Consider the following 15,870-nt stretch of genomic DNA (forward strand, 5'->3'; position numbering starts at 1 on the left):
GTATGACTAAGACAGAAAGATACATACAACTCAGAAGTATGATCCCAGAAATGCGCCGAATTAAGCGTATTCATTTCGTCGGCATTGGCGGCGCGGGCATGGGCGGGATCGCTGAGGTATTAGTAAACGAAGGTTATCACGTCAGTGGTTCGGACATAGCGCAAAATGCGGTGACCGACAGACTGTGTTTACTCGGCGCTAAGATCTACATCGGCCACGGGGCAGACAATGTGCAGCAGGTGGATGTGGTCGTAGTGTCAACCGCGATCAACCCTGAAAATCCAGAGATTATTGCGGCAAAGGAGCTGCGGATCCCTATCGTTCGCCGCGCTGAAATGTTAGCCGAGTTAATGCGTTATCGTCATGGTGTGGCGATTGCGGGCACCCATGGTAAAACGACAACCACTAGCCTTATCGCCAGTGTTTATGGCCAGGCGGGGCGTGATCCCACCTTTGTGATCGGCGGTTTGCTGAATAGCGCAGGTACGAATGCCAGATTAGGCACCAGTCGTTATTTGATCGCCGAGGCGGACGAGAGCGATGCGAGTTTCCTGCATTTGCAGCCTATGGTCAGTGTCGTGACCAATATCGAAGCAGATCATATGGATACCTACGGTGGCGACTTTGAGAAACTCAAATCCACCTTCGTCGATTTTCTGCATAACTTACCCTTCTATGGCGTGGCCGTAGTCTGTATCGACGACCCTGTCGTGCGGGAAATTATGCCACGTATTGGTCGCCATTTAGTGACCTATGGCTTTAGTTATGATGCCGATGTGCAGGCGCTGAATTTCAGCCAGCAAGGGCATCAATGCCGTTTCACCGTAAGACGTAAAGGTAAAGACGATTTAGATCTGCTGCTCAACCTGCCAGGTCAGCACAATGTGCTTAATGCGCTGGCCGCCATTGCCGTGGCAACCGAAGATGAAATCGATGACAGTGCCATCATTCAAGCCTTGGCTGAATTCCAAGGTATTGGCCGTCGTTTCCAGCATTTAGGCAAGTTTGCTACGCCTAAGGGCGAGGTCATGTTAGTCGATGATTATGGTCACCATCCGAGTGAAGTGGCGGCGACCATAAAAGCGGCGCGTGCAGGCTGGCCTGAAAAGCGTTTAGTGATGGCCTATCAGCCCCATAGATATACACGTACCCGAGATTTGTACGAAGACTTTATTGAGGTGTTATCCCAGGTGGATTGCCTGCTGTTGCTCGATGTCTACAGTGCAGGCGAGGCGCCCATTACTGGGGCCGATGGTCGGGCACTGTGTCGCTCAATTCGCCTGCGTGGCCAGCTTGATCCTATCTTCATTGCCAGCCCAGATCAGCTAGCCGAAGTGCTACCCGATGTGTTGCAGGAAGGGGATTTATTGTTGACTCAAGGTGCGGGTAATATAGGCGCCCTGTCGCGCCAGTTAGCAGTATCAGAATTAGGCTTTGCAACGGTTGTGGCTAACGCAGCAAAACCTTGATGCATCGCGCGGGATCTCGGGTTAAAGGAAATTTTGACCAAAAGATTTAGCTCTATATAATGGCCGATTTTCTGTGGTTTTTAGTAGTGTCGTTGAAAGGTGGAAACAAACGTGTCTTGGAGTGATAAGAGGCGACACTGGCGGGCGAGGATGTCCCGGGTTAATTGGTACCTGTGGAGTGGGATTGGTTTTTTATGGCTAGTCATTGGTAGCTTCGTCTTTGGTGGCTACCAGTTACATAAGTTTTTAAATGATGCCAGCACCTTGCCGATTGAGGCGGTTGCCATCAAAGGTGAACGGACTTACACCACAGATAGAGATATACAAATTGCACTACAGGATTTAATGCAGCGGAGTTTTTTTAGCGCAGACATTACCTTAGTGCAACAGGCGCTAGAAGCCTTACCTTGGGTGTATCGCGCATCGGTCAGACGTGAGTGGCCTGCGAAACTCAGGGTCTATTTACAAGAACAGCAACCCGTTGCCCATTGGAACGGTAGCTCATGGTTAAATGTGCATGGCGAAGTGTTTGAGGCGCCATCTCGTCCTGAGCTTGAATATCTGCCGCAGTTATCTGGACCGGACGATATGGGCACTGAGGTATTAACCGCCTACGCGCAGGTTAATTCGTTGCTGAAGATTAATGGCTTTACCTTAGCCTACTTAAATTTAACGCCGCGCCATGCGTGGCACGCGACCCTAGGTAACGGTATTGTTTTAGACCTAGGTCGAGAAGATAAAATGGCAAGAATACAAAGGTTTATTACCGTTTACCCGCTATTGGCTAAACAAGATAAACCGATTGCCAGAGTGGATTTGCGCTACGACACAGGGTTGGCCGTAGGCTGGGGCGATGCACAAACAAGAGAGCCGATAATTAATGATCAAAAACCAAGATAGAAACCTTATCGTCGGATTGGACATAGGAACCTCTAAGGTCGCAGTGATCATAGGCGAAGTTCTGCCCGATGGCGAAATTAGCATAGTTGGCCTTGGTAACCATCCCTCAAGGGGCATGGATAAAGGTGGCGTGAACGATTTAGATTCGATAGTTCGCAGTGTGCAACGTGCGCTCGATCAAGCGGAATTAATGGCGGATTGCCAAGTGTCATCGGTTTACTTGAGTATTTCGGGTAAACACATCGCCTGCCAAAATGAAAACGGCATGGTATCGATCAACGATGAAGAAGTGACACAGGAAGATGTTGATAACGTGATCCATACGGCTCGCTCGGTGAAGATCCCGACGGAACGTCGCATTTTACACGTGCTGCCGCAGGAATATGCAATCGACGTTCAAGACGGTATTCGCAGCCCAATCGGTATGTCCGGTATGCGTATGGAGGCCAAGGTGCACATAGTGACCTGCGCTAATGATATGGCGAAGAATATTACTAAGAGCGTTGAGCGTTGTGGCCTTAAGGTTGACGACTTAGTGTTCTCGGGGATTGCTTCAGCCGATGCTGTGTTGACCTTCGATGAGAAAGATTTAGGTGTGTGTATCGTCGATATCGGCGGTGGCACTACGGATATCGCGGTATATACCAATGGCGCCTTGCGTCATTGTGCGGTTGTACCGGTTGCGGGTAACCAAGTGACGAACGACATTGCGAAGATTTTCCGCACGCCATCGTCACATGCTGAACAAATTAAAGTGCAGTTCGCCTGTGCTCGCAGTTCTATGGTGAGCCGCGAAGACAGTATTGAAGTGCCCTCGGTAGGTGGTCGTCCATCGCGGAGCATGTCACGTCACACGCTCGCCGAAGTGGTTGAACCAAGATACCAAGAGCTGTTTGAGCTTGTGCTCAAAGAGTTGAAAGACAGTGGTTTAGAAGATCAAATCGCCGCAGGTATTGTGCTCACGGGTGGCACAGCGTCGATTCAAGGCGTCGTCGATATTGCGGAAGCAACCTTCGGCATGCCAGTTCGAGTAGCGTCACCGCTACCGATCAAAGGGTTATATGAATACGTGGATCAGTCTATTTACTCCACTGGAGTTGGGCTGCTTCACTACGGCGCAAGACGGGTGATCGAACGTCAATTCGAGCGTCCTGAGCGTCAAGGGGTAACCAGTGCTTGGAATCGGGTCCAAAGCTGGTTTAAGGGCGAATTTTAATTTTCATAACGCAGGCAACACGGAGATCAGACAATGTTTGAGATCATGGACACTCACTCAGATGACGCGGTGATTAAAGTCATCGGCGTTGGCGGCGGCGGCGGTAATGCTGTCGAACATATGGTCAAACACAACATTGAAGGTGTTGAGTTTGTCGTTACCAACACAGACGCGCAGGCACTACGTAAATCCAGTGCCGGCTCAACAATTCAATTAGGCCGTGATGTTACTAAAGGCCTAGGTGCAGGTGCGAACCCGGATGTGGGTCGTGCAGCCGCCGAAGAAGATCGCGAGAACATTCGCGCCGCAATCAAAGGCTCGGATATGATCTTTATCGCCGCCGGTATGGGCGGTGGTACAGGTACAGGTGCTGCGCCAGTTGTGGCGCAAATCGCCCGTGAAGAAGGCATCTTAACCGTTGCGGTTGTGACTAAGCCTTTCCCATTCGAAGGCAAAAAGCGTATGGCTTATGCCGAGCAAGGTATCGCCGAGCTCGCTAAGCACGTGGATTCGTTAATCACGATCCCGAACGAAAAATTATTAAAAGTATTGGGCCGTGGCACTTCATTACTCGATGCATTTGCTGCAGCGAATAACGTGTTACTCGGTGCGGTACAAGGTATTGCCGAGCTTATCACTCGTCCAGGTCTGATTAACGTCGACTTCGCCGACGTGAAGACTGTGATGTCTGAAATGGGTAATGCCATGATGGGGACAGGCGTCGCTCGCGGTGAAGACCGTGCAGAAGAAGCGGCGGAAGCTGCCGTTGCCAGCCCATTATTAGAAGATATCGACTTAGCCGGTGCCCGTGGTGTGTTAGTTAACATTACCGCAGGTATGGATATGAGTATCGAAGAATTCGAAACCGTGGGTAACCATGTTAAGGCTTACGCCTCTGACAACGCGACTGTGGTCGTGGGTGCGGTTATCGACCCAGAAATGAGCGATGAGCTGCGTGTTACTGTGGTTGCAACCGGTATCGGTGCTGAAAAGCGTCCTGATATCCAATTGGTTTCTAAGCCTGCGCCTCGCCCAGAGCCTGTCGTTGTGGAACCAAAAGTTGAAGCCTATGTCGAAGAAGTTGCCCACGTGAGCTATGCTGCACCAAAGGGCAATGTATTGCCAACGGCGGCTCAACCCGCTCCGGCACCTGCACCTTCAACGAAGCATGAATTGGATTACCTTGATATTCCAGCGTTTTTGCGTAAGCAAGCTGATTAATAAGGGCATTTGAGTCCAGCGTGTATTCTGTGGTGACACTCGTTGTCGAGCGATACCACAGGATAGCTGCATTTGTATGACATGGTTAAGTTATGTTACCATGTCATATCTCTGTGGCTGTTTTGCCGCCGCTGGGTGTACAAATATTAGGCTTTGCAATTCGAATTTAAACGGGTAACTGAATGATATTTCAAAGAACTGTTCAAAAAATGGTGAAAACTACCGGCGTCGGATTACACTCCGGCAATAAGGTCACCTTGAGCATTATGCCCGCACCAGTTAATACAGGGATCGTACTTGTGCGTACCGATATGAGTCCTGCTGTCGCAATTCCTGCGAAGGCGGAACAAGTTCGTGAAACCACTATGTGCACGGCTCTTGTCAATGACGAAGGTATTCGAATTTCGACTATTGAGCATTTGTTTGCTGCACTCGCAGGTTTAGGCATAGACAACGCCGTAATCGAAGTGGACGCACCTGAAATCCCTATTATGGATGGCAGTGCGAGCCCATTCGTCTTCTTATTACAGTCTGCCGGTATTAAAGAGCAGGCTGCACCTAAGAAGTACTTAAAGATTAAGCGCCCTGTGCGTGTTGAAGATGGCGATAAGTGGGCCGAGTTAAAACCTTTTAAAGGTTTTAGAGTTAATTTTAAAATTGACTTTGCTCACCCAGAGATCGCCCGTAGCCAACAGCATGTGGTGATGGACTTCTCAACATCTGCTTTTGTGAAAGATATCAGCCGTGCCCGTACTTTTGGTTTTATGCGTGATATTGAGTATCTGCGTGCGAACAACCTTGCATTAGGTGGCAGCATGGAAAATGCGGTTGTGCTTGATGAATACCGCGTCCTCAACCCCGACGGCCTGCGTTATGAGGACGAGTTTGTTAAGCACAAGATTTTAGACGCATTTGGTGATCTCTACGTAGCCGGACATGCCATTTTAGGCGAGTTCACAGCCTATAAAACGGGTCATGCACTGAATAACCAATTAGTGCGAGCACTGCTGGCGCAACAGGATGCGTGGGAGTTGGTCAGCTTTGAAAAAGAAGCAGATGTACCCGTCAGCTTTACTGTGCCAGGTGGCGCCGTATTTGCTTAAAAAAGTGTGAGTTTATTTATTACGGCTGGCCAATGAGGCCAGCCGTTTTAGTTTTTCGCCCAGTGTACCACTCACATTTTCTGCCAGCGCGGCAATATGTTCCGCCGCAACAGGGCTCATTTCTTTGTGAGCTTGTTTAGGCTTTGCATCATACATTGCTAATCTCGGGTTGACTTTGACTTCAATTGCGGTAAGGATTGGGAGCGTTTCTGCTTGAAGTTGCGCGAGTAGCTTCGACTTTTGGAAATTAATTCGTGCGGCCCAGGCTGCCGAAGTGGTTTCAACTACAAGAACACCCTGGCGGAAGTTAGCGACTTTCAGCTGTTCCGCAATAGTACCTGCGACAATCTGCTTCACATGCTGATCCAGATACAAAAGTAGTTCCGCTTTCTCAGCAATGTCGGGTAATTTGCCTGACTGGTGTAGTAATTGGCTGAGATCTTGAGGGGGCTTTTTCATATGATAATAAGATGGCTGAATTAGGCTATGAGTGTAACAGTATTTATTCAAGGTCGGAATGGCGTCACGCGCTGGCAACCCAGTAAACGCTGGTTGCTCCTGCCCATGTTATTGTTGGCTACAGGTGCCGGTATTTATCAATACAACACTGCTCGATTTGAAGATCAGCAAGCCAGTGTCGATAATGACCGTATCCAACGCGAACAACAGAAAAAACAAGTCTTAGAACTCAAGAGTGCTACTGAGTCGCAACTGGCCATGCTAGTGACTCACGTTGCCCGTATGCAGGCAAAAGTCACTCGCCTCGAAGCCTTAGGTCAACAAGTTGCCGAACGAAATAAACTCGAAGATGATTTCGATTTTTCATCCGAGGTGGGTGTCGGTGGCTTGAGTGAACTAGGCACTAACATCGAGCTCGGACAGCTTATCGATGATATGGATAAGCTCGCCTCACGAATTGATAACAATAATGTTCAACTGTCACTACTTGAAACAGTGTCATCTAACCTCCATATAGATGAAGAGCGTTATGTATCTGGGCTGCCACTCGATAAAGGTTGGCTTTCATCGCCCTACGGATTACGTAATGACCCTTTCAACGGTCGCAGAACCATGCATAAAGGCATAGATTTTACCGGCCGAGAAGGGGCGAAAGTTGTCGCGACTGCCGCAGGCGTGGTGACTTGGGCTGGAAATATGTTCGGTTATGGTGAGTTGGTCGAAATTGACCATGGTAATGGGTTACGTACTCGCTATGGCCATAATAAAGCTTTGTCAGTGACTGTAGGTGATGTGGTCGCAAAAGGCGATACCATCGCCAGTATGGGAAGTACTGGGCGCTCAACTGGGGCCCATGTACATTATGAAGTGTTGCGTGGCGGACAGCAGATAGATCCACAGAAGTTTGTCTACCGCAAAGCAAGTTAATTGAAACATTGGCTTCTAGGTTCCATCATGGACTTGGCCTACAGAGAATAAGTGATTCAGATGTTTGGTAAATTACTGACAAAAGTATTTGGTAGTCGTAACGACCGTACCCTTAAAGGTTTACAAAAAGTCGTTAATCAGATTAATGCGCTTGAAGCCGATTATGAAAAATTAACCGATGACGAGTTAAAGGCCAAAACCGCCGAGTTTCGTGAGCGTTTAGCCGCAGGTGAAACCCTCGAAGCGATCATGGCCGAGGCATTTGCCACCGTTCGTGAAGCATCGAAGCGTGTGTTCGAAATGCGTCACTTCGATGTGCAGTTGCTCGGTGGCATGGTGCTCGATAGTAACCGTATTGCCGAGATGCGTACCGGTGAAGGTAAAACATTAACTGCAACTTTGCCCGCATACTTAAACGCATTGACGGGCAAAGGTGTGCACGTCATTACCGTAAACGATTATTTGGCACGCCGTGATGCCGAGAATAACCGTCCACTATTTGAATTCCTCGGTTTGACCGTCGGCATCAACGTGGCTGGTCTTGGCCAGCATGAAAAGAAAGCCGCCTATAATGCCGATATCACCTATGGTACCAACAACGAATTCGGCTTTGACTATCTGCGCGATAATATGGCGTTTTCGCCACAAGAGCGTGTTCAACGTCCATTGCATTACGCCCTGATCGACGAAGTCGACTCAATCTTAATCGACGAAGCGCGTACGCCGTTGATTATCTCTGGCGCCGCTGAAGATAGCTCTGAGCTATACATCAAAATCAACACACTGATCCCAAATCTGATTCGCCAAGATAAAGAAGACTCCGAAGAGTATGTGGGTGAAGGTGACTACAGCATCGATGAAAAAGCCAAACAAGTGCATTTTACCGAGCGCGGCCAAGAAAAAGTCGAAAATCTGCTGATCGAGCGTGGCATGTTAGCCGAAGGCGATTCACTCTATTCGGCTGCCAATATTTCGTTATTGCACCATGTCAATGCGGCCCTGCGTGCTCATACGTTATTCGAGCGCGATGTTGACTATATAGTCCAAGATGGCGAAGTGATCATAGTCGATGAGCATACTGGCCGTACTATGCCGGGTCGTCGTTGGTCAGAAGGCTTACATCAAGCCGTTGAAGCCAAAGAAGGCGTACACATTCAAAACGAAAACCAAACATTGGCTTCTATCACCTTCCAGAACTACTTCCGTCAATACGAGAAGCTGGCGGGTATGACAGGTACTGCAGATACTGAAGCGTTCGAATTCCAACACATCTACGGATTAGACACTGTCGTAGTGCCGACAAACCGTCCAATGGTGCGTAAGGATATGGCGGACTTGGTTTACTTAACCGCCAATGAAAAATATCAAGCGATTATCAAAGACATCAAAGATTGTCGTGAACGTGGCCAGCCAGTGTTGGTAGGTACAGTATCCATTGAGCAATCTGAGTTATTAGCTCGTTTGATGGTGCAGGAAAAGATCCCACACCAAGTGCTCAACGCTAAGTTCCACGAAAAAGAAGCGGAAATTGTGGCACAGGCAGGTCGTACTGGTGCCGTGACGATTGCCACTAACATGGCCGGCCGTGGTACTGACATAGTGTTAGGTGGCAACTGGAATATGGAAATCGATGCCCTCGATAATCCAACCCCAGAGCAAAAAGCCAAGATCAAAGCCGATTGGCAAGTGCGCCATGATGCCGTAGTTGCCGCCGGTGGTTTACATATTTTAGGTACCGAGCGCCATGAATCTCGTCGTATCGATAACCAGTTACGTGGTCGTGCAGGTCGCCAAGGTGATGCGGGATCTTCACGTTTCTACCTATCGATGGAAGATAGCTTGATGCGCATCTTCGCCTCGGATCGTGTCTCTGGCATGATGAAAAAATTGGGGATGGAAGAAGGCGAAGCGATCGAACATCCATGGGTGTCCCGTGCTATCGAAAATGCCCAGCGTAAAGTTGAAGCGCGTAACTTCGATATCCGTAAGCAATTACTCGAGTTTGACGATGTGGCCAACGACCAACGCCAGGTTGTATATGCCCAACGTAACGAGCTGATGGATGCACAAAGTATTGAAGATACGATTCAAAACATCCAAGACGATGTGATAGGTGCGGTAATCGACCAGTATATTCCACCACAATCAGTCGAAGAGTTATGGGATGTTCCTGGTCTAGAGCAACGTCTATACCAAGAATTTATGCTCAAATTACCTATCCAAGAATGGCTAGATAAAGAAGACGATCTGCACGAAGAGAGTCTACGTGAGCGTATTATCACCTCTTGGTCAGATGCCTATAAGGCAAAAGAAGAAATGGTTGGCGCGCAAGTATTACGTCAGTTCGAGAAAGCCGTGATGCTACAAACCCTCGATGGCCTGTGGAAAGAACACTTAGCGGCGATGGACCATCTGCGTCAAGGTATCCACCTACGTGGTTACGCACAGAAGAATCCAAAGCAAGAATATAAGCGCGAGTCGTTTGAGCTATTCCAACAATTGCTCACAACCTTAAAGCACGATGTCATCAGTGTGCTGTCAAAAGTACAAGTGCAGGCTCAATCCGATGTCGAAGAGATGGAAGCCCGTCGCCGTGAAGAAGATGCCAAGATCCAACGGGATTACCAACATGCTGCAGCTGAGTCACTCGTCGGTGGTGATGCCGAGCCTGAAGTAGTAGCTGGTCATACTCCAATGGTCCGTGATGGCGAGAAGGTTGGTCGTAATGACCCTTGCCCTTGTGGCTCAGGCCGTAAATATAAACAGTGTCATGGTAAATTGAGTTAATTCACTGTCATTGATGACCGTAAATACACTAAAGCAAAAGGCGACTTAACTAAGTCGCCTTTTTCATGTCTATCCTTTTTCGTTTTTCTCTAGCATCACGCCCATCTAAGTTTAAAGTGGCTCTATCCTCCGGGATCTTAAATTGGCCTTGAAGCGGATTACGCAATAAATAGTTTGAAATTTAAGCGTTACGCACCTTTATGTGGATAAGTCTGAGGATAAATAGTGGGTATTGTGTGACTAACTGAAACCATTGAAAAAAGATCAAAATTTCTCAAAAAAGCCCTTGCACAAAATCCGCAGCTCCCTATAATGCGCATCCACTGACAGGGCAGACAGCGAAACGCAAGTTAAGCCAAGAAAGCCAAGCAGTTCATCGGTTAGCGAGCTAAACGATGAGAGTTAAGAAAGTTGAAAAAACTACTTGACGCACTAATGGGAATGCGTAGAATACGCAGCCCTGACCCGCTGAAAACACTGAGTGTGTAAGCGAATGGTCAACGCTCTTTAACAATATATCAAGCAAATCTGTGTGGACACTCACAGGTGTTGAGTTAATCGAAACTGCTTAGCCTTAGGGTTGGCAGTCAAAGAATTAAATCAATGATGAAGAGTGTTCATAGCAATATGTACATAATTTTGATTTCACTTTCTTCTCTTTATGAAGAGATGGTGGAAACAAATGACAGAATTCATTGAGCCGTTTCTTCGGAAACAACAAAACTTTAATTGAAGAGTTTGATCATGGCTCAGATTGAACGCTGGCGGCAGGCCTAACACATGCAAGTCGAGCGGCAGCACAAGGGAGTTTACTCCTGAGGTGGCGAGCGGCGGACGGGTGAGTAATGCCTAGGGATCTGCCCAGTCGAGGGGGATAACAGTTGGAAACGACTGCTAATACCGCATACGCCCTACGGGGGAAAGGAGGGGACCTTCGGGCCTTCCGCGATTGGATGAACCTAGGTGGGATTAGCTAGTTGGTGAGGTAATGGCTCACCAAGGCGACGATCCCTAGCTGTTCTGAGAGGATGATCAGCCACACTGGGACTGAGACACGGCCCAGACTCCTACGGGAGGCAGCAGTGGGGAATATTGCACAATGGGGGAAACCCTGATGCAGCCATGCCGCGTGTGTGAAGAAGGCCTTCGGGTTGTAAAGCACTTTCAGTAGGGAGGAAAGGTTGCAGTTTAATAAACTGTAGCTGTGACGTTACCTACAGAAGAAGGACCGGCTAACTCCGTGCCAGCAGCCGCGGTAATACGGAGGGTCCGAGCGTTAATCGGAATTACTGGGCGTAAAGCGTGCGCAGGCGGTTTGTTAAGCGAGATGTGAAAGCCCTGGGCTCAACCTAGGAATAGCATTTCGAACTGGCGAACTAGAGTCTTGTAGAGGGGGGTAGAATTCCAGGTGTAGCGGTGAAATGCGTAGAGATCTGGAGGAATACCGGTGGCGAAGGCGGCCCCCTGGACAAAGACTGACGCTCATGCACGAAAGCGTGGGGAGCAAACAGGATTAGATACCCTGGTAGTCCACGCCGTAAACGATGTCTACTCGGAGTTTGGTGTCTTGAACACTGGGCTCTCAAGCTAACGCATTAAGTAGACCGCCTGGGGAGTACGGCCGCAAGGTTAAAACTCAAATGAATTGACGGGGGCCCGCACAAGCGGTGGAGCATGTGGTTTAATTCGATGCAACGCGAAGAACCTTACCTACTCTTGACATCCACGGAAGACTGCAGAGATGCGGTTGTGCCTTCGGGAACCGTGAGACAGGTGCTGCATGGCTGTCGTCAGCTCGTGTTGTGAAATGTTGGGTTAAGTCCCGCAACGAGCGCAACCCCTATCCTTATTTGCCAGCACGTAATGGTGGGAACTCTAGGGAGACTGCCGGTGATAAACCGGAGGAAGGTGGGGACGACGTCAAGTCATCATGGCCCTTACGAGTAGGGCTACACACGTGCTACAATGGCGAGTACAGAGGGTTGCAAAGCCGCGAGGTGGAGCTAATCTCACAAAGCTCGTCGTAGTCCGGATTGGAGTCTGCAACTCGACTCCATGAAGTCGGAATCGCTAGTAATCGTGGATCAGAATGCCACGGTGAATACGTTCCCGGGCCTTGTACACACCGCCCGTCACACCATGGGAGTGGGCTGCAAAAGAAGTGGGTAGCTTAACCTTCGGGGGGGCGCTCACCACTTTGTGGTTCATGACTGGGGTGAAGTCGTAACAAGGTAGCCCTAGGGGAACCTGGGGCTGGATCACCTCCTTACCTATACGACTAACTCGATGCTTGGTCGAAAAATGCTCCTGCATTTTCGACATTCGGTACATCCGTGTACCTTTTGAGTGTTCACACAGATTTGCTTGATAGAAGAAAGAGTAAAAGATGGACCTAGTTAAATAGGTTTATCAAAGATGGGTCTGTAGCTCAGCTGGTTAGAGCGCACCCCTGATAAGGGTGAGGTCGGTGGTTCAAGTCCACTCTGACCCACCAAATCTTCGTTCTCCTTTGTTGAATTAATACTCGTTTAGTGAACTAAACGTCGCGTTAATTTGTCGCGGATAACTCGATTTGGCAAACCAATCCTTTTAGAGGTTTGGAACATCTTACTTACTCGCACTGCATGTAAATGGGGCTATAGCTCAGCTGGGAGAGCGCCTGCCTTGCACGCAGGAGGTCTGCGGTTCGATCCCGCATAGCTCCACCATTTACAGCTTGTTTTAAGTTACAAGTAACATGCATTATGGATAGAGATGCCAAAGATAAACTGAAAAATTATCTTTGGCTTTTTTAAGCCCGCTCTTTAACAATTTGGAAAGCTGATAGTATTAAACACAATGCATCTCTTTATTCGAGAGTTCGTTGTGTTGATACGAAAAAAGTTTAATGCGAAAGCATTGAACATTGAGTTCTCAAACACTTTATTAAGTGTCTTGAATATTCAAGTCTAAGGCGCGTCCACTTCTTTGGTCAGAAGTGAGACAAGTAAAACCAGCTGGTCGCAACGACTCAAGTGATGTGAAACTCATTTGGGTTGTATGGTTAAGCGACTAAGCGTATACGGTGGATGCCTTGGCAGTCAGAGGCGATGAAGGACGTAGTAACTTGCGAAAAGCGTTGGCGAGCTAGTAACAAGCATTTGAGCTAACGATGTCCGAATGGGGGAACCCGGCCGCATAAGCGGTCATCATGTGGTGAATACATAGCTACATGAGGCGAACGAGGGGAACTGAAACATCTAAGTACCCTTAGGAAAAGAAATCAACCGAGATTCCCCTAGTAGCGGCGAGCGAACGGGGATTAGCCCTTAAGTCAGTGGGGTGTTAGTGGAATGCGTTGGGAAGCGCAGCGGCACAGGGTGATAGCCCCGTACACGAAAACTAACCATTGATGAAAACGAGTAAGGCGGGACACGTGACATCCTGTTTGAATATGGGGGGACCATCCTCCAAGGCTAAATACTCCTGACTGACCGATAGTGAACCAGTACCGTGAGGGAAAGGCGAAAAGAACCCCTGTGAGGGGAGTGAAATAGAACCTGAAACCGTATACGTACAAGCAGTGGGAGCGGTTCTTGAGACCGTGACTGCGTACCTTTTGTATAATGGGTCAGCGACTTACATTTTGTAGCAAGGTTAAGCGAATAGCGGAGCCGTAGGGAAACCGAGTGTTAACTGCGCGTTGAGTTGCAAGGTGTAGACCCGAAACCCGGTGATCTAGCCATGGGCAGGTTGAAGGTTGAGTAACATCAACTGGAGGACCGAACCGACTAATGTTGAAAAATTAGCGGATGACTTGTGGCTGGGGGTGAAAGGCCAATCAAACCGGGAGATATCTGGTTCTCCTCGAAAGCTATTTAGGTAGCGCCTCGAGCGAATACCATTGGGGGTAGAGCACTGTTAAGGCTAGGGGGTCATCCCGACTTACCAACCCTTTGCAAACTCCGAATACCAATGAGTACTACTCGGGAGACAGACGGCGGGTGCTAACGTCCGTCGTCAAAAGGGAAACAACCCAGACCGTCAGCTAAGGTCCCAAAGTGTATGTTAAGTGGGAAACGATGTGGGAAGGCTTAGACAGCTAGGATGTTGGCTTAGAAGCAGCCATCATTTAAAGAAAGCGTAATAGCTCACTAGTCGAGTCGGCCTGCGCGGAAGATGTAACGGGGCTAAACATACCACCGAAGCTACGGGTGCAGCCCATTAGGGTTGCGCGGTAGAGGAGCGTTCTGTAAGCCGATGAAGGTGAAGGGGTAACCCACGCTGGAGGTATCAGAAGTGCGAATGCTGACATGAGTAACGATAAAGGGGGTGAAAAACCCCCTCGCCGAAAGACCAAGGGTTCCTGTCCAACGTTAATCGGGGCAGGGTGAGTCGACCCCTAAGGTGAGGCCGAAAGGCGTAATCGATGGGAAACAGATTAATATTTCTGTACTTCCGCTAACTGCGATGGAGAGACGGAGAAGGCTAGGCTAGCGCGGCGTTGGTAGTCCGCGTTTAAGGTGGTAGGCTGATTTCTTAGGCAAATCCGGGAAATCTTAAGGCCGAGAGCTGATGACGAGGTCCTACGGGACTGAAGTAGTTGATGCCATGCTTCCAGGAAAATCTTCTAAGCTTCAGGTTAGCGGGAATCGTACCCCAAACCGACACAGGTGGTCGGGTAGAGAATACCAAGGCGCTTGAGAGAACTCGGCTGAAGGAACTAGGCAAAATGGTACCGTAACTTCGGGAGAAGGTACGCTCTTGTTGGTGATGAGACTTGCTCTCTAAGCTGACGGGAGTCGCAGATACCAGGTGGCTGCAACTGTTTATCAAAAACACAGCACTGTGCAAACTCGCAAGAGGAAGTATACGGTGTGACGCCTGCCCGGTGCCGGAAGGTTAATTGATTGGGTTATCGCAAGAGAAGCTCATGATCGAAGCCCCGGTAAACGGCGGCCGTAACTATAACGGTCCTAAGGTAGCGAAATTCCTTGTCGGGTAAGTTCCGACCTGCACGAATGGCGTAATGATGGCCACGCTGTCTCCAGCCGAGACTCAGTGAAGTTGAAATTGCGGTGAAGATGCCGTATACCCGCGGCTAGACGGAAAGACCCCGTGAACCTTTACTATAGCTTGGCACTGAACATTGAACCTACATGTGTAGGATAGGTGGGAGACTTTGAAGTTGGAACGCTAGTTCTGATGGAGTCGTCCTTGAAATACCACCCTTGTAGTTTTGATGTTCTAACCTAGACCCCTAATCGGGGTTAGGGACAGTGCCTGGTGGGTAGTTTGACTGGGGCGGTCTCCTCCCAAAGAGTAACGGAGGAGCACGAAGGTTGGCTAAGTACGGTCGGACATCGTACGGTTAGTGCAATGGCATAAGCCAGCTTAACTGCGAGACAGACACGTCGAGCAGGTACGAAAGTAGGTCATAGTGATCCGGTGGTTCTGAATGGAAGGGCCATCGCTCAACGGATAAAAGGTACTCCGGGGATAACAGGCTGATACCGCCCAAGAGTTCATATCGACGGCGGTGTTTGGCACCTCGATGTCGGCTCATCACATCCTGGGGCTGAAGTCGGTCCCAAGGGTATGGCTGTTCGCCATTTAAAGTGGTACGCGAGCTGGGTTCAGAACGTCGTGAGACAGTTCGGTCCCTATCTGCCGTGGGCGTTGGATGATTGAGGGGAGTTGCTCCTAGTACGAGAGGACCGGAGTGAACGAACCGCTGGTGTTCGGGTTGTCATGCCAATGGCATTGCCCGGTAGCTACGTTCGGAATCGATAACCGCTGAAAGCATCTA

General features: G+C 49.1%; 8 protein-coding genes, 2 tRNA genes and 2 rRNA genes (1 of these 12 cut by a window edge). 11 read left to right on the top strand and 1 reads right to left on the bottom strand.

The genetic code is table 11. The features are described 5' to 3' along the window. The first annotated feature begins 2 nt into the window (after positions 1-2). The 5 genes from murC to lpxC all read left to right on the top strand — a co-directional run bounded on the left by murC (position 3) and on the right by lpxC (position 5,909). The gene (gene murC / locus JFT56_RS01930; RefSeq protein WP_198782059.1) at positions 3-1,469 is read left to right on the top strand and encodes a UDP-N-acetylmuramate--L-alanine ligase; all 1,467 of its coding nucleotides are present in this window, start codon (positions 3-5) and stop codon (positions 1,467-1,469) included. Between the two features lie 150 nt (positions 1,470-1,619). Continuing rightward, the gene (locus JFT56_RS01935; protein ID WP_198782060.1) at positions 1,620-2,369 is read left to right on the top strand and encodes a cell division protein FtsQ/DivIB; all 750 of its coding nucleotides are present in this window, start codon (positions 1,620-1,622) and stop codon (positions 2,367-2,369) included. Then, positions 2,350-3,585, top strand: a complete 1,236-nt coding sequence (ftsA, locus tag JFT56_RS01940; RefSeq protein ID WP_006079897.1) for a cell division protein FtsA — start codon at positions 2,350-2,352, stop codon at positions 3,583-3,585. Before JFT56_RS01935 ends, ftsA begins: the two co-directional genes overlap by 20 nt. 33 nt (positions 3,586-3,618) lie before the next feature. After that, entirely contained in the window at positions 3,619-4,806 is a 1,188-nt protein-coding gene (gene ftsZ, locus JFT56_RS01945; RefSeq protein ID WP_198782061.1) for a cell division protein FtsZ, read from the top strand. Between the two features lie 182 nt (positions 4,807-4,988). Then, the gene (gene lpxC, locus JFT56_RS01950; protein ID WP_198782062.1) at positions 4,989-5,909 is read left to right on the top strand and encodes a UDP-3-O-acyl-N-acetylglucosamine deacetylase; all 921 of its coding nucleotides are present in this window, start codon (positions 4,989-4,991) and stop codon (positions 5,907-5,909) included. A gap of 12 nt (positions 5,910-5,921) precedes the next feature. Here the strand turns inward: lpxC and JFT56_RS01955 are convergent, their stop codons facing one another. Continuing rightward, positions 5,922-6,368 (bottom strand): DUF721 domain-containing protein, encoded by a 447-nt coding sequence (locus JFT56_RS01955; protein WP_198782063.1) that lies wholly within the window; start codon positions 6,366-6,368, stop codon positions 5,922-5,924. A 27-nt stretch (positions 6,369-6,395) separates the two neighbouring features. Here JFT56_RS01955 and JFT56_RS01960 point away from each other — a divergent pair, with 27 nt between their 5' ends. From JFT56_RS01960 to JFT56_RS01985, 6 genes are all read left to right on the top strand, one after another. Further along, complete coding sequence (locus JFT56_RS01960) at positions 6,396-7,295, top strand: M23 family metallopeptidase (protein ID WP_198782064.1); 900 nt, start codon at positions 6,396-6,398, stop codon at positions 7,293-7,295. Positions 7,296-7,355: 60 nt separating this feature from the next. Next, positions 7,356-10,082: a preprotein translocase subunit SecA gene (gene secA / locus JFT56_RS01965; RefSeq protein WP_198783474.1), complete on the top strand. Its 2,727-nt coding sequence runs from the start codon at positions 7,356-7,358 to the stop codon at positions 10,080-10,082. A 726-nt stretch (positions 10,083-10,808) separates the two neighbouring features. Next, a 16S ribosomal RNA gene (locus JFT56_RS01970) occupies positions 10,809-12,351 on the top strand. Between the two features lie 148 nt (positions 12,352-12,499). Next, positions 12,500-12,576, top strand: a tRNA-Ile gene (locus JFT56_RS01975). Positions 12,577-12,714: 138 nt separating this feature from the next. Beyond that, positions 12,715-12,790: transfer RNA gene (locus tag JFT56_RS01980), tRNA-Ala, on the top strand. Positions 12,791-13,123: 333 nt separating this feature from the next. Further along, a 23S ribosomal RNA gene (locus JFT56_RS01985) occupies positions 13,124-15,870 on the top strand; it runs 147 nt beyond the window's last position. Together the 16S and 23S rRNA genes with 2 tRNA genes alongside form the textbook arrangement of a ribosomal RNA operon.

The organism is Shewanella putrefaciens (genome assembly GCF_016406305.1).
GTDB lineage: Bacteria > Pseudomonadota > Gammaproteobacteria > Enterobacterales > Shewanellaceae > Shewanella > Shewanella putrefaciens_C.